Below are 19,868 nucleotides of genomic sequence, written 5' to 3'. Positions count from 1 at the left end.
CCATCATCACCACTTCAACAAAGGGATCAAATTAGAGTAATCATCTGTCCACAAATGATAATTCATTCCAGTAACAAATCTCCACCCGGCCTGTTGCATCAGTTTTATGGCAAAAGCTTCATTCATGGTTAATAGAACCCACTCAGAGGCCAATTGTCTTTCCTTTATATTCTCTGCTTGTTGTTTTTGTAAAATGATCATATCGAGTTGACGGGCAATAGTGGTTAAGACGGGCAGTAAATTTAAATTACGATTTGAAATATGAGCCAGAATGACACCGTCTGCTGTGATTTTTTGCTGATAGAGTTTGACTGCTTCCAAAGTCAATAAATGGGTAGGAATGGCATCTGAAGAAAAAGCATCTACCACCAATAAATCTACTTTTGTATCCGAGCTATTTTGTAAGATCAAGCGTCCATCCCCTTTAATCAACAAAGGCTTTGCTGGGCAATCTCTCAGATAGGTAAAAAATCGTGGATCAGTAGCAATATTAATGACTTGCTCATCGATATCAATAATCTTAACAACGTCTTCCCTGCGAAACTGACAAGTCATGATTCCAGTACCTAAACCTATAATAGTTGCACGTAACGGTTGCTTTGCTTGCTGCAAACGCTGAACCACCGTCATCATTGGACCATAATAAGCTACTGAACCGTCCAGACCTGCGGAGCCTGGAAGTTGGAATCCATGCATCGTATTTTGACTGGTTAATACATGTGCTCCTGCCGAAACGGACACATGTTTCACCCCATAAAAATTTCGTTGTTGCGTTAGAATTTCAGTTTTTTGGAACCAAGGAGAAAATAAAAAAATAAAAAGGATACTCATGCTTGCAAAAAGCGTTATGTTACTCCCTGGCCATAGCAGAATGAGTATTAAAGCAACGATCTCAATAAAATGAGATTGCTTTACTTGGAGGAGAAAACCATGACCCGGTAAAAGATAATTAATCATTAGCAAGACCAATACAATAAAAGGGATATAATTCCTCCCTTTTAATTTTGGCAAGGGAATACATAATAGTGCTAGTGCCAATACCATTGGATACTCATAGGCCCCAATAAAAATCCGTGGCGCCAAAAGGCTATTAAAAACACCGGCTAACACGCCCCCTAAAGCCAAGCAAAAATAAAACAAGGTTAATTGATTCGGCGGCGGCCTCCTCGCAACCAACCGACCATGACATAGAAGAGCAAGCATAAAGAAAGTTAACAAATGAAAGAAAATCACTTGCCAGACTGGTACAGTATTGGTGTGGAGAATAAACCCTACGATGGGGAATATAGTAAAAAATAAAATATGCCGTGCAACCCATGCATTAGGGATCATTGGTCGCTTTGCAAACGTGATAATAAATGAAAGGAGATATAAGGCTAAAGGCACAACCCAAAGCAGCGGGGTGGCAGCAATATCAGCAGAAATATAAAAAGTCACTCCTAACAGTAAACTACACGGTATGAAGCTAAAACTTACCCATTTGAAAATGTTTAACCAGGACAAGTTTATTTGTGCCACTTTTGCATCAACATGTGGTTGATAAGAAATGCTAAAAAAAATGCCTAGGAGCAAAAGCACGTAAAGACCATACCCTATCGTCCAATAGTAAAACTGCATGTGCAAACCAACATAGCGCTCAATTAGCCAAGGGTAAGCGATCAAGGCCAATAAACTACCGATATTACTTGCTACATACAAAAAATAAGGATCCCCTGCTCTTTTTTCTTTTGTCTGACTATAGGCAAATTGTAAAAGAGGGGCTGATGCACCAATAACTAATAAAGGCAATCCCAATTGCAAGGTCAAGCTCTCGAGAATACTAACTTCAGGTAAACCCTCTTTTAAGAAAGGCGTAAAGACAACCGGTAAACTAATTAGAGTAATCAACACTAAAGAAATATGAAATAAACGCCAAAGCCAGGTATTGCGCACACGACTCACAATATGGGCATAGCCATAAGCAAGTAATAATAATGATTGAAAAAAAAGCATACAAATGGTCCACACGGCCGGTGTCCCGCCGTAGACCGGAAGTAAGGCTTTTGCCGCCATGGGTTGGATAACAAATAAGAGACTCGCACTTAGAAAAAGACTAATTGAAAAAAGAAGCTCTATCACATTTATAATCCATATTTGCATCTCCAACCAAAAAATCCAGATGAAACTATCTTAGAGTACGATGCAAGATGAATGACTGCAAGAATTCATCTGCATAGCTAACAGAAATGAAATTAGGGACGTTCCCTAAGCCCTTTCGCGTGAAGCATTCAACATCCAACGCGCTTTTTCATGAGCTACGATTCTATCGCCAAGCAAGGTGGCTGTGCCTTCATCATGTTTCTCTTGCGCAAAAACCAAGGCTTGATTTAAATCTTTAATGAGGCTATCGTGATCATGTGCAAGCTCAGTGACCATTTCATTGGCACTTTTCTTGGCATCACCATCTTTTATTCGTTTTAAATTTTCAAATTCTCTAAACGTAGCAGGCGTCTGATGACCTAAGGCACGAATCCTCTCCGCTATCGTATCAACGGCTTCGGCTAATTCTATATATTGCATTTCAAATAGCTCATGCATCGCCTTAAAATTAGCTCCCGTAACATGCCAGTGATAATTTTGCGTTTTGAGGTAAACAGCATAGGTGTCTGCCATTAAAATTGATAATTTTTTAATTACGTCATCCATACAATACTCCTTTTTGTTTATATGTATGATCTTCAAGTTTTTTTAATTTGGCAAATCGTAAAGCCGAATTACCGTGGCTTGACCACGGTATCTAGTGATTTATTGACCGTGGATACCGTGGTCAAGCCACGGTAATTCGATATTCTGAAAAATCTACCAATAATAACTTGAAGATCGAATATATAGTAAAGATAGTTGAAAAAGAATATGAGTTAAAATCAAAAGATTATATTATTTTGATAATTATTATCTATAGCCAAGCGCAACTTCCGCACTTATCCATAATGGTGCTTTGCGAAGGACAAGACAAAAATTTTTATTGGTGTCTTTGCGAACGACGTGAAGCAATCCAGAGTAGATTTTTAATCAACGCTCGATCTCGATTGCTTCCCTAACGCTCGCAAAGACATTTATAAATCGTTTGCAATGGCTCGATTAAACTCATCCAGTTCGATTCCTTCTTGTCCTATTTTTAAAACCTCACGCACATAGTTAGATGCTGACAACAAGGCTTGCAAATTATAGTCCTTTATTTTAGTTGCTTGGAGATAAGCAGCAAAAAATTCCGTCCTAAGATTACCGATTCCTTTCCCCATCCCTCCTAAAGAAGCATCAATGTAAGTAGCTCCAGCATGAATGGCAGCTATTGCATTTGCTTGCGCCAAACCTAAATTATCATGTGCATGAAAACCAAATGGGAGGCTACATTGACTGGTATATTTTTTATAGAGGGAACTAATTTTATCAGGCAATACACTACCATTTGAATCTGCCAAGTAGATGATATCTGGTGCATATTGCAGAGCTGCTTCTATAATCTTATCCAATTCATTCTCAGCATACTGGGACATATTAATGAAATTGAATGAGATCTTTAAACCCGTTTGTTTAGCAATCGCTGCGATTGCAGCAGCCTCAGCCAATTGACCTTTAGGAACACAAATTCGCAACAGAGTAACACCGCAAGCTTCTAATTCTTTAATATCTAGGATAGCGATATTACGTGGATATACCATCACAGCTATCTTGGCTTGCCTTATCAAGGGAGCACAAAAATGGAGATAATCGCGCTGGCATAGACCTGCTCGCCCAATATTTTTTATGACTTGTATTGGACCATTACGATAACCAATTTCAATATATTCAATGCCTGATCGATCAACTGCAGTTAAGATCTGTTCTAGCACTTCATCTTGAAAATTAAAATCTGTTCGATGGCCGCCATCGCGTAGGGAGACATCGAATACTTCTACTCTTTGAGTCATTGTGAGTTAACACCTTTAGAAATATCTGAATTATTCTTCTGTTAATTTAATTATAGTTGCATCCTTCTTAGTTTATGCGCGGTAGGGAGTTTATCAGCTTTGACCATAATCTGAGCCTAAGGTTTTGCAGGATTGAAACTTATCTACTACTCTGAACATAGGCCCATAATTTGCAAAGGGATTTTAAGAATGAGCCTGGTAGAAATAGCCATTTTAGTGATTATTCTAGCTGCCGTATTACCCATATGGCCTTACAGTAAAGGCTGGGGCTATTTGCCCTCAGGAATCGTAGGTCTGCTTCTTGTATTGCTGATACTAATGTTACTACTTGTACCTAAGGTTGCTCATGCGCTATTCTAGCTTATTCAGCTAATCCAGGCAGATAATATTAGGGAACTAGGGAAACAATTGCATTTTTATAAGGAGATAGAAATGCTAAAATATATTATTGCTTGGTTATTGGGCATACCCTTATGTATCTTGATCTTGATATGGTTAGTTTCACATATTTTTTAATAGGGGCACCCATCTAATTAACTTTTTTTCCACTTAACAAGGATAGTTATTATGGCTAATGAAAATATTACTTCTTCGAATCAAACCATTCCGCCCCATGAGCACCCTTGCGTTCCTCCTCATGAGCATCATCATTGTATAGTACATCCTTTCAAACGTATTTCCTGGACTGCAATTTTTGCTGGCGCCATTGTCGGTGTGGGTCTTGGTTTTTTGCTAAATTTATTTGGTCTGGCTATTGGCTTAAGCGCTTTTACTCTCAATGAAGAGGGCGGAACAGTTTTAGCCATAGGAGGATTAATTGGCATTCTCATTGGTGTCATCGCATCAACAGTTGTCGCCGGCTATACAGCTGGATACTTAGGTCGTTTATATTGTCCTAAACGTAATCTTGGGATTTTGTATGGTTTTATGACCTGGAGCATTGCGCTTTTCTTGAGTGCTATTCTCACCGGTCATGTTGGCCAGCATATGGGAGCCTACGCCAATGTTGTTTCAAGCTCAATGGCCGCCGCACCACAGCAAAGTGATCAAACAACACCACAGGCAAATGTACAAACACCCCCTGAAACAGCTAGTACCGGTCTGAACGTAAATGTTACCCCACGTAATTTGGCATGGACGGCTTTCATTATTTTCGCCTTATTTTTTATTGGTGCACTCTCTGCTTGTGTGGGAGCGTGTTGGGGTATGGCATGCCGCAAAGAGGATTAAAGCGGGATTGACTGGATCCCCTAACCCTACCCTCTCCCCAAGGGGAGAGGGAAAAATGAAAGCTATTATTCTGTCATTTAGATTTCAAAAGATTGGAATTGCGTACATGTGCTAGTGTTGTCATTAATATAAATCTGACAAAACGCTTAAATTTACTCTTACCCGGTTTCACTATCCTGGCTTCATGCCATCCAGCTAAAAACACTGGTACTAAGGAGGCAATCAACAAATACTTATTATTAAGAAGCCTGTCAAAATAATGTCTGTGTTCTGACAACCTAGCTTTCTCCATTTGAATTTTCGTTTCTAAGCGGCTAATGGAATTCTGTATTTCTTTTCGTGAGCTCATAACCATCCTTTGACTGATATTTCGTTAAGAGGGCCCTTGTTTTTTCAAAACTCATCTGTCTTACACAGGAAGTCAAACTTTTAACCACAAATATGAGAGCAACGATATTCAAGACCAACATCAGGATCATAGCCATTAAAGGCCCTACTAAAAGCAGGATGAGATAACCTAACAATATCATTAACGTTAACCAAGCTGAAAAGCAAAGGGCAATAAATGCTCCCAACATGATCAAAAACGGAACAACATTTAATCCTGCAAGTTTAGCTTCTAGCTTAAATAAGGTAAACAATCCCTTAGCTACAGCATACTTGCTAACGATAAGACCCTCTAAATGCTCAATGAAGCCCATAATAATCACTTTCTAAATAGTGATGACAAAATAAAACCAATACTGCCAGCAATGAGAATGGACATCAGTGGCTTTTTCCTTACATTTTCTGCCAGTTCATTACTGTATTCTTTTAATGTTTCCTTAGCTTCGCCTAATTTTGCTCTGGCTTCCTCAAACATTTCGCTTGTGCTTTGTGTCAATTGTTCGTAGTGCTCGTTTACAGTGTTCTTTTGAGCTGCTCTCGTTCTTTTTCTATTTGCTTTAGAAGTGGGATCCGCGGTTGGACTCACATCATGAGATAAGTGGCTACTCTTTCCAAGATTAGGAGCGTGTTTTCGACCATTGGACTTTGGAGTATTCTTCGTCATGATATTTCCTTATATTGCATGGTTGTCTACTCGTAATATTTATGGATCTTGGTGGCAAACTCTGGTGCCGCAAAATCAGGCCAATGATCCTTATCAAATCCTGGAGCATTGATTAACCTTTCTTTATCAATATCAATAATGAAACAATCCGCTATTTTGTCATATTTAAATAGATGCCAAGGAAGAGCAAAATATTTATTCCCAAAGCCTAAAATACCGCCAAATTCCAAAACGACATAGTTGACTTTGCCGTAAGCTTTATCGATAACTACTTCATGAATCGTGCCAAGATTCTTGCCAGCCATGTTTTTAACACAAACACCCGTCACTTCGCTGGCTTTTACAATACTTCTTTGGCTTACCATAATTAACACTCCTGTTATAAGGGATTACGCTTATAACATCAGTCAGTGTTTTGCTCTCGTTATTAGTTTAGACTAACTTTGCCATCTCTTAGGGAACGTCTCTAATTTGGGCATAAAAAAACCCGCACAAGGCGGGTTTTTTAAAGGCTACGGAGAGTAGCGGCTTACATCATGCCCATGCCACCCATGCCGCCCATGCCGCCCATATCTCCAGCACCGGAAGCCTCCTCTTTCTTAGGAAGATCAGCAATCATGCATTCCGTTGTAAGCATAAGGCTTGCGACAGAAGCTGCATTTTGCAGTGCGGTACGAGTTACTTTTGTTGGGTCGAGAATACCCATCTCAACCATATCACCGTATTCGCCAGTAGCTGCGTTGAAACCAAAATTATCTTTGTTCTCAGCAACTTTGTTAACGATTACAGAAGACTCATAGCCAGCATTGGCAACGATTTGGCGTAGAGGTGATTCAATAGCACGACGTAGAATGTTAATACCCATATCTTGATCAGCATTATCACCTTTTAAGCCATCTAATGCTTTTTGAGCACGGATCAGGGCAACACCACCACCTGCTACGATACCTTCTTCAACAGCAGCACGAGTTGCATGCAGAGCATCTTCGACACGCGCTTTCTTCTCTTTCATTTCAACTTCGGTAGCTGCACCCACTTTAATGACCGCAACACCACCAGCTAATTTAGCTACGCGCTCTTGTAATTTTTCACGATCATAATCAGAAGTAGTCTCTTCCATTTGTGCACGGATTTGAGTGATGCGTGCATTGATTTCAGATGCTTTGCCTTCTCCATCAATGATGGTGGTATTTTCTTTCGTCACTACGACGCGTTTTGCAGTACCTAAATCGTCTATTGAAGCACCTTCTAGGCTCTTACCTATTTCCTCAGAGATCACTTGACCGTTAGTGAGAATAGCAATGTCTTGTAACATCGCTTTACGACGATCACCAAAGCCAGGAGCTTTCACTGCACAAACTTTCACGATACCGCGCATGTTGTTAACAACCAAGGTTGCTAAGGCTTCGCCTTCAACATCTTCAGCGACGATCAATAAAGGACGACCAGATTTAGCTACAGCTTCTAAGACAGAAAGCATATCGCGGATGTTAGCAATCTTTTTGTCAACCAAAAGAATGAAAGGATGCTCAAGCTCAGCACTCATATTTTGCTGATTGTTGATGAAGTAAGGAGAAATATAGCCACGATCAAACTGCATACCTTCAACCACAGATAATTCATTCTCCAAGCTATTCCCGTCTTCAACGGTAATTACACCTTCTTTACCTACTTTTTCCATTGCTTCAGCAATAATATCACCGATGGATTGATCAGCATTAGCGGAAATGGTTCCAACTTGCGCAATTGATTTGCCATCTTTGCAAGGCTTAGACATCGCTTGTAATTGCTTGGTTACCACAGTAACAGCTTTATCAATACCACGCTTCAGATCCATTGGATTCATACCAGCAGCAACAGCCTTATTGCCTTCCACCATAATAGCGCGTGCTAAAACAGTTGCAGTCGTAGTACCATCACCAGCCGCATCGGACGTTTTAGAAGCCACTTCTTTGACCATTTGTGCGCCCATATTTTGGAAACGGTCTTCAAGTTCAATTTCTTTCGCTACAGACACACCGTCTTTCGTTACAGTGGGAGCACCAAAAGACTTCTCTAGCACAACATTGCGTCCACGAGGACCCATCGTGACTCGCACAGCATTTGCCAGGATATTAACACCAGCAATCATTTGTTGACGTGCATCATCACCAGAACGTACTTCTTTAGCCATTATAATAATCTCCTTTAAAAATCTTATGTTAGATTACTTCTCAATCACGCCCATGATGTCGTCTTCACGCATCACAACCAGCTCTTGCCCTGCCACCTTAACTTCGGTACCTGAGTATTTGCCAAACAGAACAATGTCTCCAACTTTTACGGCCAAGGCACGAACGTCGCCATTGTCTAGGATTTTACCAGCACCAACAGCGATGATTTCTCCGCGCATGGGTTTTTCAGTAGCGCTGTCGGGAATGACAATACCACCCGCTGTGGTGCGTTCTTCTTCCAGACGACGAACAACAACACGATCGTGTAAAGGACGAATTTTCATACTTGTTTTCTCCTGGTTTTTTGGTTATCACCTATAATTTTCAGAATAAGGCTCTGTTTTTTAGCGTTATACAATGTGAGTACTTCTATGTAACGAATCATTGTACATCGCTGATGTCAGCCCATATGGGGACAATTAAATAGCTTTCAAGGGGTAATTTAAAAAAATTTTTGGTTTTTTTTTAATACTACTATTACAATGGTCTGCAATTTGATTGAGTTGAAACGATAGATGAAAAAATGGGTTTTACTTTCATTACTTTGCTTGACTTCTTTAGTTAACTACGCAAGTCCTCTACCTGCTGCAGAAGTATTCAAAGTAAATGCAACGCAGATAGATCCTAATACGTTGTCTATTCATTGGCAAGTTAAGCCTGGCTATTTCCTTTATAGTGACCGCATCAAGATAGATGTGCCCTCTAATAGCAATGTTCACTTGGGAACAATACGTTTTCCTCAAACCCTGATGAAAATCGATAAACAAGGACGGACTTATCCTATCTATCGCAATGAATTGTCACTTCCAGTACCCATTTTGGGTGAACAACCTGGGGAAACGCTGCTTGATGTACACTTCCAGGGATGTGCTGATGATGGCTTTTGTTATCCCCCTGAAACTCGACAAATTAAGCTAGCCATTGGTAATGATCTAGCATTAACCAGTGTCAGTATGGAAGAAACTCCTGTCACAGTTGCAAGTACATCATCACAAGAAACAGATGATATTGAAGCTGTCTTTAGCAAAGAACATTGGATCATGGTAGTTTTAACTTTCTTTGGTTTTGGTTTACTTTTGGCTTTTACACCCTGTGTATTGCCAATGGTCCCTGTTCTTTCAGGGATAATTGTCGGACACGGAAAAGACCTTTCTACACGCAAGGCATTCTTCCTTTCCTTAAGTTATGTATTAAGTATGTCTGTGACCTATGCTTTGGTAGGTGCTCTTGTAGCTTCTTTGGGGAGTAACTTACAGGTGATCATGCAATCGCCTTGGATAATTGTCACGTTTAGTCTGATATTCGTTCTACTAGCACTGTCCATGTTTGGTTGCTACGATTTACGCCTACCCGTTTCCTGGCAGGCGAAATTAGCCAACATCAGCCGTCGACAAGGTAGTGGTCACTATGTTGGAGCGGCAGTTATGGGATCATTATCAACGCTTATTTTATCCCCCTGTGTTACTGCTCCTTTGATCGGCGCATTAGGTTACATCGCGCATAGTGGTAACATCTTGTTTGGGACCCTGACTTTATTTTTCTTAGGATTAGGCATGGGGACTCCGCTATTGCTCATTGGAGCATCAGCTGGAAAATGGCTGCCGAAAGCAGGCACATGGATGAATACTGTTAAAGCATTTTTTGGCGTTTTATTGTTAGGTGTGGCCATTTATCTTCTTGACCGTATCCTACCTAGTACTATTGTAATGATTTTATGGGCAAGTTTGCTCATTTTTACTGGAATCTATTGCGGTGCACTAACGATAGCCTCTTCCAACCATGCCAAATTACGACAAGGATTGGGCATCATGAGCCTGGTATATGGTTTACTCATCTTGGTTGGAGCAAGCATGGGGAGCCATAACCCCTTACAACCATTAGCAGGATTCCAAGCTACAGCAAATGCAGCAGCCCCAGGTTTTACAATAGAAACCGTTAAATCGATTGATGAAGTACAACAGGCAATTTCTAAAGCAAAAGGCAAACCCGTGATGTTAGATTTTTACGCTGACTGGTGTGCTTCTTGTCAAACTATGGAAGCAACAACGTTTAAAGATGCTAGAGTGGAAGCAGCATTAAGGAATTTTGTGGTATTAAAGGTAGATATTACTGCAAACAATGCTCAGGACAAAGCTCTCCTCAAGGCGTATGGGGTTGTTGCGCCTCCGACGTTTTTGTTTTTCAACAAGCAAGGTAAAGAAGAAAGCAAGCTGAGGGTGGTGGGTGAAACATCGGCAAGCAAGTTCTTAGAACAACTCACTAGAGTTACTGCTTTAGATTAGGAACGTCCCTAGACTAATTCCCTGTAGAAGCGTTATAATTCGCCCACTTTTTTTACAGATCGAGAATTATGAATCACAAGGTGGGCTTTGTCAGTTTAGGCTGCCCCAAGGCGCTGGTTGATTCCGAGCGAATCATTACCCAATTGCGCGCTCAAGGCTACGATTTAGTTTCCAGTTATCAAGATGCTGGTGTTGTTGTAGTAAACACCTGTGGCTTTATTGATGCTGCTATCACCGAATCATTGGATACGATTAAGGAAGCAATGGCAGAAAACGGCCGAGTCATCGTAACTGGTTGCCTAGGTGCCAAAGCAGAAATGATTCGTGAGGCTTGCCCTGATGTGCTGCATATTAGTGGAGCCCATGCGTATGAAGAGGTTGTCCGCGCCGTCCATAGACATCTTCCGCCCCCTGCTGACCCATTCACACAGCTGATTCCGCCGCAAGGCATTAAACTTACCCCCAGACACTATGCTTATTTGAAAATTTCTGAGGGCTGTAATCAAAAATGCACATTCTGCATTATTCCCACGATGCGTGGGAAACTACAGAGTTATTCTCTGACACAAGTCCTGTCGGAAGCCAAGCGCCTTAAAGATGCAGGGGTACAGGAATTATTGGTGATCTCTCAGGATACAAGTGCCTACGGAGTGGATACTAAATTTCAGCCAGTAGAGTGGAAAGGCAAGACGATTAACACCAAATTCTATGACTTGTGTGCAGCGTTAGGTGAATTGGGAATATGGGTTCGCTTACATTATGTTTATCCTTATCCCCATGTGGATGAGATTATTCCTTTAATGCGCGATGGTTTGATCTTGCCTTATTTGGATATCCCCTTGCAACACGCCAATTCTCGCATTTTAAAAGCCATGAAACGACCTGCAAGCAGTGAGAATACGCTCAGTAGAATTGCTCAATGGCGAGAGATTTGCCCCGATATTACCTTGCGCTCTACTTTTATTGTTGGTTTCCCTGGGGAAACTGAAGAGGAATTTGAAGAATTGCTCGCATTCTTGCATACAGCACAGCTTGATCGCGTAGGATGCTTCCAATATTCTCCCGTCGATGGCGCAAAAGCAAATGAATTACCCAACCCAATCTCTGAGGACGTGAAAGAAGAGCGCTATCACCGTTTCATGGAGCTACAGGCAGAAATCAGCCGCAATAAGCTCGCACGTAAAATTGGTTCGAAGCAAACGGTACTAATCGACGAGGTCAATGAGGAGAATATTATTGCTCGTAGTAAAAGCGACGCACCAGAGATCGATGGTCTGGTCTATTTGTCCTCTAATAAAGAACTAAATGTAGGCAGTTTAGTCGAAGTCACCATCACGGACAGTGATGATTATGATCTATACGGGGAAGTGATTTAAATTTTAAATAACCCAAACTGCAATACCCTGTGGATATTGTCAAAATTAGATGCGTTTACTCTGGGACTATCCTGTTGCCTCAATAGAACCTGTTGCCGAAGGACAAAAAATATACTGAGTCGTTGCCTCAGAATAGGTGTTGCTTTTGAGAGGTTTTGTTGCGATTAAAAAATAATTGCTATTGAGCCTGGTGGGTGTGTGGGCGAGAAGCCTGTGAGTGTGGGCAATAACTGTGAATAACGTCTTTTTGTTATTCATGGTTTTGTCCACACGTCCCATAGGGCACAGGCTGGTCCGAAGGACTCGTCCATCATATCCACAGGCTTTATGTTCCTGTCTTTTTACAATATTGAATAAGACTTTCATTAAAGAGCCTTTCTTTGTTTTACATGTTGAATATTCACTAATCTAAATATTAATTTTAGCTTTTTTTGAATCTTTTTTTGCAAGTCAAACGGGTCGAGTGTATTAAAGGTCTCTTGTAATTTTGTTTTCTGAGCGAGAGTAAGACCATTCGACGTCATCAGTCGCTGATAGGGCGTTTGGGGTTGATCATATTTTTTGATTACACGGGATTGAATTCGTACTTTGTCAATGAGCTTAATGCAAGGATAGAAAAAATTAAATAACAAGGAGACTTCGTTAGAATATAAGTCATTCATAAGCTCAACGAGCTTTGGATTACCAAAACGATGATAACCAAACAGTTGACGCACATGAGTCCAGTTCTTTTGTTCAACATGTGCATTATCGTCTTTTTTATAAGGACGAGAGCGAGTAAATTGAACCGCTTTTTGTGGGTCCCGCTCAGTAAAATAATGAATGAGATGCCAATTGAGAAACTCTGAGCCGTTATCACAATCAAACCCTTTGATTTCAAAAGGTAAATTTTTTTCTATGTCTTGAATACCCCCCAAGACACCGTGAGCTCCTTTATTCCAAGTGGCCCGCATTTCTGTCCAGCCACTGAAAATATCCGTCAGCGTAATAGACCAAACAAAATCACCGGCTAGTGATGCTCCACAATGCGCAACGCTGTCGGCCTCCATAAAACCCACTTCGTTAGTATTCCACTGATTCGTATTGACTGGAATTTGATTCCTGAGAATACTTCCAGGCTTTGTTCCACTTAAGCCTTTTCCATAGCGAGTTTTAACAGGCTTGAGTAAGCGATCAATTGTAGCAGCGCTCATGGTTAGCAGTTGAGAGGATATCTCCGCCGCTAAAGGCTCATAATGATTTTGATAATGAGGTAACCATAAGGGAAGAGCTCTCTTTAATCGTTTACCACACATCTGATCCGTGCCAAGCCATATCTTTTTTAAAGGCTCCAGCAATATGGATGGGTCATAGGTCTTCTTTTTTCCAACTTTCTTCGGACTTTTATCAGAAATGGGTAACTGTCTTAATAAACGAGCTGCTGCTTTGCGATGATAATGATGCGTCTCGCAAAATTCATCCAGAATGCGTTTTTTTAACGCTCTATTGCCTCGTTGATAGCGGATACGCTGTATTTTTAGATACAAATCCATATTCACTTGCCCCATTTCTGTTCCTCTCGCTCGGCAACAGCCATATTGAGGCAACGAAGCAATTTATGGACTTATTTACGTCATTCTTCGGCAACAGATAATTTGAGGCAATTCGTTATTCAAGACATCTCTTCAGAGTTAATAAATCTTTAAGGTTAATTGTTTAAAATTTATATTTTTTGTACTTGTAGGTTAAAAATGTGGCCTTTTTCTTCTAAACCGCCAGTTTTCTTCACGGAGGAAAAAAAATCTTGGCGTAATATTTTTATAGGAAATATTCTTGAAATCAACTCTACTTCAGAGGAGATGTTTTCCGCTTTTAAAACGCGAGATATTTTATCAGCTCCATATACGTCGCCTGAAAATCTCGAGGAAATTCTCAAAAATATTGATAATTCAGAGATTTCTCCTGCGGAAAATCCAATCATTAAAGAGTGGACTCGTATACTTTGCCATGTAAAATCCATAGGCTTTACTGAAGAACAAATTAAAAAAATGCCCACCTCTTTTGTTCTAAAATGCAGCGCTATCGTATTCGCTGCTGGAGTAAAAAAGCTTGGTCAGGCTGCTAATAATGAAGGCCTTGGAATAATTGAATCAAATTATATGAAGCTGGGAGGAGTGGATGCTCAGCGAGATAAAAAATGTTTTTTAGAAAATGAATTGCCTCGCCTAGCTGCTCCTCTTCTAAAATATTATTTGCTTAGAGAGATTTTGGGTAACATTTGTAAGGAAGCCGCTCAAGACTTAGATCATTCTTTTACCTTAGCTTGTGAGAATTATCAAAAAGATAAAGATATTGCAGCTTTAAATCGAGCATGCCAACACTTGCTTTCAAAAGCCGCAAGTACGTGGGGAGAGGATAATCGTTTGTCATGGCTTTTTGTTGAAGGAACAGAAAAAGATAAAATATTATCCAATCCCACAACTGGTTTGTCTTTTGGAAAAATAGAACTCTTTGCTGCAACGCTAATTGCTGGCTTGCAAACACTTGCAAAAAGATTAAAAGCCCTTCTTGGTTATATCTTTTGTGCACCACAGCAAGATGTTGCTGAGCATAATCCTTCTACAGAAGCTCTCCCTCCTAGCTATCCACCTAGCTTAATAGATGGGTTAGGAGTTAAATCATCATCTGATAAGGATGCGCCATCAGCATTAATGAATGATAGACAGCCTGTATTGAAAGACGATGGTAACTTATTAATCGACAACATTAATGAAGAGAATAGGACTAGCCTGTTGCCTCAATAGAACCTGTTGCCGAAGGACAAAAAATATACTGAGTCGTTGCCTCAGAATAGGTGTTGCTTTTGAGAGGTTTTGTTGCGATTAAAAAATAATTGCTATTGAGCCTGGTGGGTGTGTGGGCGAGAAGCCTGTGAGTGTGGGCAATAACTGTGAATAACGTCTTTTTGTTATTCATGGTTTTGTCCACACGTCCCATAGGGCACAGGCTGGTCCGAAGGACTCGTCCATCATATCCACAGGCTTTATGTTCCTGTCTTTTTACAATATTGAATAAGACTTTCATTAAAGAGCCTTTCTTTGTTTTACATGTTGAATATTCACTAATCTAAATATTAATTTTAGCTTTTTTTGAATCTTTTTTTGCAAGTCAAACGGGTCGAGTGTATTAAAGGTCTCTTGTAATTTTGTTTTCTGAGCGAGAGTAAGACCATTCGACGTCATCAGTCGCTGATAGGGCGTTTGGGGTTGATCATATTTTTTGATTACACGGGATTGAATTCGTACTTTGTCAATGAGCTTAATGCAAGGATAGAAAAAATTAAATAACAAGGAGACTTCGTTAGAATATAAGTCATTCATAAGCTCAACGAGCTTTGGATTACCAAAACGATGATAACCAAACAGTTGACGCACATGAGTCCAGTTCTTTTGTTCAACATGTGCATTATCGTCTTTTTTATAAGGACGAGAGCGAGTAAATTGAACCGCTTTTTGTGGGTCCCGCTCAGTAAAATAATGAATGAGATGCCAATTGAGAAACTCTGAGCCGTTATCACAATCAAACCCTTTGATTTCAAAAGGTAAATTTTTTTCTATGTCTTGAATACCCCCCAAGACACCATGAGCTCCTTTATTCCAAGTGGCCCGCATTTCTGTCCAGCCACTAAAATATCCGTCAGCGTAATAGACCAAACAAAATCACCGGCTAGTGATGCTCCACAATGCGCAACGCTGTCGGCCTCCATAAAACCCACTTCGTTAGTATTCCACTGATTCGTATTGACTGGAATTTGATTCCTGAGAATACTTCCAGGCTTTGTTCCACTTAAGCCTTTTCCATAGCGAGTTTTAACAGGCTTGAGTAAGCGATCAATTGTAGCAGCGCTCATGGTTAGCAGTTGAGAGGATATCTCCGCCGCTAAAGGCTCATAATGATTTTGATAATGAGGTAACCATAAGGGAAGAGCTCTCTTTAATCGTTTACCACACATCTGATCCGTGCCAAGCCATATCTTTTTTAAAGGCTCCAGCAATATGGATGGGTCATAGGTCTTCTTTTTTCCAACTTTCTTCGGACTTTTATCAGAAATGGGTAACTGTCTTAATAAACGAGCTGCTGCTTTGCGATGATAATGATGCGTCTCGCAAAATTCATCCAGAATGCGTTTTTTTAACGCTCTATTGCCTCGTTGATAGCGGATACGCTGTATTTTTAGATACAAATCCATATTCACTTGCCCCATTTCTGTTCCTCTCGCTCGGCAACAGCCATATTGAGGCAACGAAGCAATTTATGGACTTATTTACGTCATCCTTCGGCAACAGATAATTTGAGGCAATTCGATCGTTCTGCCCTTTGCTTTATGCTTAATTATAAGTTAATAAATTAGTGTTATACTCAAAATTAATTGTTCAATTGGATATCGTTTATGGGTCTTTTTCAAAAACCTCTTTTAAGAAGATGGGCTACCACTAAAAAATTAGACGAAACGTGGGGCCCGGATAAAAGAAGAGAATATATTCAAACCTATCTTAAAAGTGTTAACTTAGACCAGGGTGTTACGGGTAGCGATAGTTTTGATGGCTATCAGCAAAGGCGCTTTCGTCAAATAGAAGATTTTCTTGACTATAAAGATGATAAGGGAAATCTTATTCTTAAAGGCCGCCATTGGGAAGAGCTTAAGAACGATCATCCTCCCCATACCCAGGCTGTAAAAGATGCGGTGAAAGATGCTCTTGAGGATACTGATGAACTTACCGACGCCCTAACCCAATTTAATAATGATTTCGCCAGAATCAATGCGGGCCTGAAAGCGGGAGAGATTGATCCAAGGCAGCTTCCTGGTATCCTCCATGTAGCAAAGCTTGATGCGAAAAAGGCCATTGAACAACATCACACCCATGCCAAACACGAATTAGAAGCTAAATTTAATGATCCAACTCCTCCTCCTAATGGATTTAAGGATAAATTAAAAGCCAGTATGAATCTAACTGACGATGCTCAAGTGGCAAAAGTAAAAAAAGAGATGTTAGATACCCTAGACAAAAAATATAAAGCTGAACTTGCTGAATTTGAAAATTCTGTCAATAAAGGAATCACTGACATTCAGACAGCAATACAACGTGAACATGATCGTATAAGTTATTTAGCAGGCCTATTGTCATTAACGGACAAAAATACCAGCGCTCGTAGGAAAGCCATCCAAGATCTTTATGATGAACATAGAAGACAAAACCCAGACGCATACAATGATCCCGTTAGCCTACTCACGAACCCTCCCACCGGAGACGCCTCTCTTAAAGGGGTGCGACCTGACAAGCTGAAACTTATACATAGTATTACCGGCATCCCAATAACGAACGAAAATGGTACCTTTCACATGCAACTTCCCGCTTGGTGGCAGGATCCCCTTTATCACAACAGTCGCCATCAAAATGTAGATTATGATATTCAGAACTTGGCCGAAGCAGTAAGAGCCTGCGGTTATGACAAGATTATCATGTCAGTCTCTTGTGACAACCCCGACGATGCTAGAGAATACGGTAGAAAAATGTATGAGGCTTGTATTAATGCAGGCTTTGATCCAGACAATATCACCATTACGGTTAATGGTGAAAAATTTACCAAAAAGGAAGGACTCAAGCAGGGTAAAGATAACGAGCATCCTGGATTATTCCAAGGCTTTTCCGATAGATGGGAAAAAACGGAGCAAAGGGCAAAAAAATTGAAGGAAGAGAGAGAACAATTCGGGAAAGAGCCAGAAGGTCTCGATTTGCAAAAATGCAAAAATACGCTGCAAGAACTACGCACAACACCGGCTCCTACGCATACTGGACCCATCATTTAAGCTCTAAATTTTACTATCATTACCAATTCCACTGTCTTTAACAGTGGAATTCTGTTATTTTCTTTATGTAGCCTATTGATATATTAATGGGGTAATGGCACAGGGAGGCTGCTACTATGACCATTCAGCGCTTTGAGGATTTTGAAACTGAACCTGAAGAGTTCAATGATGCGCAAGCTATTATTGAACCTAGTTTAAGCACCAAGCTAGAACGACGCAGGCGCATTGAAGACCTCTTTGAGGAAAAGCGGCTGCGCAAAGAATTGGATGAATTTGATTTGGTTTAGTGCTGAAAATAGACTCATTGCCCCCACCTTACCCTCACCGCCATTAATGCTCGAATTACCGCGGCTTGACCGCGGTATCCATGTCCAGACTGGCATGATGGGATGGACCCCATAGCCGTCAGGCTAAGAGTTTAAAAGCACTCTCCTTCGCAGAAGTCAAAGGTCAAAAGAGGTTTCTTTTTTGAATCTTTGATAGCAAAGAGGGAGAGATTTTCATAGAAATCATTCAAGAAATGCTTTAATCGATAAGGAGACATGAGGGCGATAATCAATCCAGTAGCCTTGGAACTTAGTTGGTGACAGGCTTTATAAAAAGAAAGTTGTTTGCCTTCTATGTTGCGCATGGGATTGCATAGCAAAAACAAAAGCATCATTGCAATAAACTTACCATAGGTTTCAATAATCACTCGAGCAAACTTTTTAGTTTTGATAGAGTCAATATGCATTAAGGATTTACTTAATTTAAAGAGGAGTTCTACCTGCCATCGTAAAGCATACGTTTGATGAATTGCTTTATTATTGATTTGAGTTTCAGAGGTATTGGTAATATAAATAGACCAACTTTGTAAAGCCAACGATTCCTGGTTTGGTGTGGAACCACGGCGACGATGATCTTTTATAAGTCTTCTCCGCCTTTGCTCGGCAATGACTGGTGGTAATCGTTGAGCGACCAAGCGGACAGGAATTTTATGCGTTGCTCCCATAAGGACCTGCTGAGAAAAGAATGGTGCAGCATTCTCCAAGGTAACGAGTAAATCAAAAGGTTTCTTATCTTGTGTTAGAAGTTTAGTTCCGGTGAGCAAGCGGCTTATGAAGAAAGCGTTTTCTTCCATAATTTTCTTAAACGTGTTCAGTTTAAAATAACCTAAATCCATTAAATAAAGAGCTCCTTTTTCAATAGTATTAAAATAATTATCAAAGCCCTGATCGTTATCACAGCCCGAAGTTAGAGTAAGCTCTTTTATTTGTCCACCAAGATAATCAAACATCATTTGGATTTTCATAGCGGAACTGGATGCGGCTCCGCCACTGCCTTTAAAAAGCTCATTCAGCGCCTGATGTAAGGATATAGTACTGCTATCAATGATGTTAAGGCTACTAAATTGCTCCAATCCTTGGAGTTGAGGTAACTTTTTCATTTGAAAGTGCTTTAAACAGAATAATGAAAAGGCTTTAAGAAATCCGGCTGTTCGTTCGTTAAATCGCTCATGTAATGATTGTTTTTTGATATAAACTTTTTGCGTTTTTACCAATCCACAGAAAAGTTCCAAATTAAAATGTTCTGAAAAACAGAGCGTTATCAATGATTTTATAAAAACACTAGGTGTCAATTTTGAACGGCGTTTCTGAAAACCTGTTTCCTTTCCTATCCGATCCGCTTCATAAGTAAAAAATTTAAAGATTTCTTGAGGAATATTTGATAGGGTATCCAGCAGCATAGAGTCCCTTTTGGTTGTTTTCCTGGCGGGAAAAAATTTAAAAGGGTACTCTAGCTTTTTTTATTATTATTTCAATAAGTTAAACAAACAATTTCTTTCTTAGCCTGACGGCTATGGGATGGACCCCGCGGTCGATGCCGCGGGGATTCGAAATCGCTTAGTGGCAGTGATCAGTTCGCGGTGACAATGGAT

The 19,868-nt window shown here is 40.3% G+C and carries 21 protein-coding genes; 7 read left to right on the top strand and 14 right to left on the bottom strand.

Translation table 11 applies throughout. From position 1 onward, the window contains the following. Nucleotides 1–6: 6 nt before the first annotated feature. From CKV79_RS03655 to CKV79_RS03640, 3 genes are all read right to left on the bottom strand, one after another. On the bottom strand, nt 7–2,139 hold the full coding sequence (locus CKV79_RS03655) for a spermidine synthase (RefSeq protein ID WP_028374066.1): 2,133 nt from the start codon (nt 2,137–2,139) through the stop codon (nt 7–9). 105 nt (nt 2,140–2,244) lie between these two features. After that, nucleotides 2,245–2,685 carry a Dps family protein gene (locus tag CKV79_RS03650; RefSeq protein WP_028374067.1) on the bottom strand — a complete coding sequence of 147 codons (441 nt, stop codon included), beginning with the start codon at nt 2,683–2,685 and terminating at the stop codon, nt 2,245–2,247. Between the two features lie 410 nt (nt 2,686–3,095). After that, nucleotides 3,096–3,950, bottom strand: a complete 855-nt coding sequence (locus CKV79_RS03640) for a beta/alpha barrel domain-containing protein (protein WP_028374068.1) — start codon at nt 3,948–3,950, stop codon at nt 3,096–3,098. 189 nt (nt 3,951–4,139) lie between these two features. On the opposite strand from CKV79_RS03640, the gene CKV79_RS03635 reads away from it, so the two are divergent. Then, on the top strand, nt 4,140–4,310 hold the full coding sequence (locus CKV79_RS03635) for a DUF3309 family protein (protein WP_081778117.1): 171 nt from the start codon (nt 4,140–4,142) through the stop codon (nt 4,308–4,310). Between the two features lie 207 nt (nt 4,311–4,517). Beyond that, entirely contained in the window at nt 4,518–5,180 is a 663-nt protein-coding gene (locus CKV79_RS03630; protein ID WP_231950205.1) for a hypothetical protein, read from the top strand. A 314-nt stretch (nt 5,181–5,494) separates the two neighbouring features. Here CKV79_RS03630 and CKV79_RS03620 read toward each other — a convergent pair whose 3' ends face one another. From CKV79_RS03620 to groES, 5 genes are all read right to left on the bottom strand, one after another. Beyond that, complete coding sequence (locus CKV79_RS03620; RefSeq protein WP_028374071.1) at nt 5,495–5,881, bottom strand: hypothetical protein; 387 nt, start codon at nt 5,879–5,881, stop codon at nt 5,495–5,497. Between the two features lie 5 nt (nt 5,882–5,886). Further along, a complete protein-coding gene (locus tag CKV79_RS03615; protein ID WP_035916053.1) occupies nt 5,887–6,231 on the bottom strand; it encodes a hypothetical protein in 345 nt (114 codons plus the stop codon). Between the two features lie 26 nt (nt 6,232–6,257). Continuing rightward, a complete protein-coding gene (locus tag CKV79_RS03610) occupies nt 6,258–6,596 on the bottom strand; it encodes a PRC-barrel domain-containing protein (protein ID WP_028374072.1) in 339 nt (112 codons plus the stop codon). 164 nt (nt 6,597–6,760) lie between these two features. Continuing rightward, the gene (gene groL, locus CKV79_RS03605) at nt 6,761–8,404 is read right to left on the bottom strand and encodes a chaperonin GroEL (protein ID WP_028374073.1); all 1,644 of its coding nucleotides are present in this window, start codon (nt 8,402–8,404) and stop codon (nt 6,761–6,763) included. Between the two features lie 33 nt (nt 8,405–8,437). Further along, nucleotides 8,438–8,728, bottom strand: a complete 291-nt coding sequence (gene groES, locus CKV79_RS03600; RefSeq protein WP_028374074.1) for a co-chaperone GroES — start codon at nt 8,726–8,728, stop codon at nt 8,438–8,440. Between the two features lie 231 nt (nt 8,729–8,959). Here groES and dsbD point away from each other — a divergent pair, with 231 nt between their 5' ends. Together dsbD and rimO are read left to right on the top strand one after the other, a co-directional pair. After that, entirely contained in the window at nt 8,960–10,726 is a 1,767-nt protein-coding gene (dsbD, locus tag CKV79_RS03595) for a protein-disulfide reductase DsbD (protein WP_028374075.1), read from the top strand. 68 nt (nt 10,727–10,794) lie between these two features. Beyond that, nucleotides 10,795–12,102, top strand: a complete 1,308-nt coding sequence (gene rimO / locus CKV79_RS03590) for a 30S ribosomal protein S12 methylthiotransferase RimO (RefSeq protein WP_028374076.1) — start codon at nt 10,795–10,797, stop codon at nt 12,100–12,102. Between the two features lie 66 nt (nt 12,103–12,168). Here rimO and CKV79_RS03585 read toward each other — a convergent pair whose 3' ends face one another. Continuing rightward, nucleotides 12,169–12,468 (bottom strand): hypothetical protein, encoded by a 300-nt coding sequence (locus CKV79_RS03585; RefSeq protein ID WP_028374077.1) that lies wholly within the window; start codon nt 12,466–12,468, stop codon nt 12,169–12,171. Continuing rightward, nucleotides 12,468–13,649 carry an integrase gene (locus CKV79_RS03580; RefSeq protein WP_095141685.1) on the bottom strand — a complete coding sequence of 394 codons (1,182 nt, stop codon included), beginning with the start codon at nt 13,647–13,649 and terminating at the stop codon, nt 12,468–12,470. The genes CKV79_RS03585 and CKV79_RS03580 overlap by 1 nt, the downstream gene beginning before the upstream one ends. Nucleotides 13,650–13,793: 144 nt before the next feature. Here CKV79_RS03580 and CKV79_RS03575 point away from each other — a divergent pair, with 144 nt between their 5' ends. Next, a complete protein-coding gene (locus CKV79_RS03575) occupies nt 13,794–14,885 on the top strand; it encodes a hypothetical protein (RefSeq protein WP_157737128.1) in 1,092 nt (363 codons plus the stop codon). Here CKV79_RS03575 and CKV79_RS03570 read toward each other — a convergent pair. The 3 genes from CKV79_RS03570 to CKV79_RS13900 are packed head-to-tail and all read right to left on the bottom strand — an operon-like array spanning nt 14,866 to nt 16,345. Next, entirely contained in the window at nt 14,866–15,165 is a 300-nt protein-coding gene (locus CKV79_RS03570; RefSeq protein ID WP_028374077.1) for a hypothetical protein, read from the bottom strand. The two genes, CKV79_RS03575 and CKV79_RS03570, sit on opposite strands and share 20 nt — an antisense overlap. Continuing rightward, complete coding sequence (locus CKV79_RS13905) at nt 15,165–15,752, bottom strand: hypothetical protein (RefSeq protein ID WP_095141825.1); 588 nt, start codon at nt 15,750–15,752, stop codon at nt 15,165–15,167. Before CKV79_RS13905 ends, CKV79_RS03570 begins: the two co-directional genes overlap by 1 nt. Continuing rightward, entirely contained in the window at nt 15,695–16,345 is a 651-nt protein-coding gene (locus tag CKV79_RS13900; protein ID WP_197697227.1) for a hypothetical protein, read from the bottom strand. Before CKV79_RS13900 ends, CKV79_RS13905 begins: the two co-directional genes overlap by 58 nt. Nucleotides 16,346–16,531: 186 nt before the next feature. Here CKV79_RS13900 and CKV79_RS03560 point away from each other — a divergent pair, with 186 nt between their 5' ends. Beyond that, nucleotides 16,532–17,950, top strand: coding sequence for a hypothetical protein (locus CKV79_RS03560; protein ID WP_028374252.1), 1,419 nt, complete (start codon nt 16,532–16,534; stop codon nt 17,948–17,950). Between the two features lie 116 nt (nt 17,951–18,066). Further along, a complete protein-coding gene (locus CKV79_RS13865; protein WP_165475306.1) occupies nt 18,067–18,237 on the top strand; it encodes a PA3496 family putative envelope integrity protein in 171 nt (56 codons plus the stop codon). 131 nt (nt 18,238–18,368) lie between these two features. Here the strand turns inward: CKV79_RS13865 and CKV79_RS03555 are convergent, their stop codons facing one another. After that, nucleotides 18,369–19,676: an IS4 family transposase gene (locus CKV79_RS03555; RefSeq protein ID WP_095141691.1), complete on the bottom strand. Its 1,308-nt coding sequence runs from the start codon at nt 19,674–19,676 to the stop codon at nt 18,369–18,371. Between the last annotated feature and the right edge of the window lie 192 nt (nt 19,677–19,868).

The organism is Legionella lansingensis, assembly GCF_900187355.1.
Taxonomy (GTDB): Bacteria; Pseudomonadota; Gammaproteobacteria; order Legionellales; family Legionellaceae; genus Tatlockia; species Tatlockia lansingensis.
This window is presented reverse-complemented; position numbering and strand designations above follow the sequence as displayed.

Excerpts from the sequence above, each read along its gene's own strand:
- CKV79_RS03655 (WP_028374066.1), bottom strand. The coding sequence starts at position 2,139 with ATGCAAATATGGATTATAAATGTGATAGAGCTTCTTTTTTCAATTAGT.
- CKV79_RS03650 (WP_028374067.1), bottom strand. The coding sequence starts at position 2,685 with ATGGATGACGTAATTAAAAAATTATCAATTTTAATGGCAGACACCTAT.
- CKV79_RS03640 (WP_028374068.1), bottom strand. The coding sequence starts at position 3,950 with ATGACTCAAAGAGTAGAAGTATTCGATGTCTCCCTACGCGATGGCGGC.
- CKV79_RS03635 (WP_081778117.1), top strand. The coding sequence starts at position 4,140 with ATGAGCCTGGTAGAAATAGCCATTTTAGTGATTATTCTAGCTGCCGTA.
- CKV79_RS03630 (WP_231950205.1), top strand. The coding sequence starts at position 4,518 with ATGGCTAATGAAAATATTACTTCTTCGAATCAAACCATTCCGCCCCAT.
- CKV79_RS03620 (WP_028374071.1), bottom strand. The coding sequence starts at position 5,881 with ATGGGCTTCATTGAGCATTTAGAGGGTCTTATCGTTAGCAAGTATGCT.
- CKV79_RS03615 (WP_035916053.1), bottom strand. The coding sequence starts at position 6,231 with ATGACGAAGAATACTCCAAAGTCCAATGGTCGAAAACACGCTCCTAAT.
- CKV79_RS03610 (WP_028374072.1), bottom strand. The coding sequence starts at position 6,596 with ATGGTAAGCCAAAGAAGTATTGTAAAAGCCAGCGAAGTGACGGGTGTT.
- groL (WP_028374073.1), bottom strand. The coding sequence starts at position 8,404 with ATGGCTAAAGAAGTACGTTCTGGTGATGATGCACGTCAACAAATGATT.
- groES (WP_028374074.1), bottom strand. The coding sequence starts at position 8,728 with ATGAAAATTCGTCCTTTACACGATCGTGTTGTTGTTCGTCGTCTGGAA.
- dsbD (WP_028374075.1), top strand. The coding sequence starts at position 8,960 with ATGAAAAAATGGGTTTTACTTTCATTACTTTGCTTGACTTCTTTAGTT.
- rimO (WP_028374076.1), top strand. The coding sequence starts at position 10,795 with ATGAATCACAAGGTGGGCTTTGTCAGTTTAGGCTGCCCCAAGGCGCTG.
- CKV79_RS03585 (WP_028374077.1), bottom strand. The coding sequence starts at position 12,468 with ATGAAAGTCTTATTCAATATTGTAAAAAGACAGGAACATAAAGCCTGT.
- CKV79_RS03580 (WP_095141685.1), bottom strand. The coding sequence starts at position 13,649 with ATGGGGCAAGTGAATATGGATTTGTATCTAAAAATACAGCGTATCCGC.
- CKV79_RS03570 (WP_028374077.1), bottom strand. The coding sequence starts at position 15,165 with ATGAAAGTCTTATTCAATATTGTAAAAAGACAGGAACATAAAGCCTGT.
- CKV79_RS13905 (WP_095141825.1), bottom strand. The coding sequence starts at position 15,752 with ATGCGGGCCACTTGGAATAAAGGAGCTCATGGTGTCTTGGGGGGTATT.
- CKV79_RS13900 (WP_197697227.1), bottom strand. The coding sequence starts at position 16,345 with ATGGGGCAAGTGAATATGGATTTGTATCTAAAAATACAGCGTATCCGC.
- CKV79_RS03560 (WP_028374252.1), top strand. The coding sequence starts at position 16,532 with ATGGGTCTTTTTCAAAAACCTCTTTTAAGAAGATGGGCTACCACTAAA.
- CKV79_RS13865 (WP_165475306.1), top strand. The coding sequence starts at position 18,067 with ATGACCATTCAGCGCTTTGAGGATTTTGAAACTGAACCTGAAGAGTTC.
- CKV79_RS03555 (WP_095141691.1), bottom strand. The coding sequence starts at position 19,676 with ATGCTGCTGGATACCCTATCAAATATTCCTCAAGAAATCTTTAAATTT.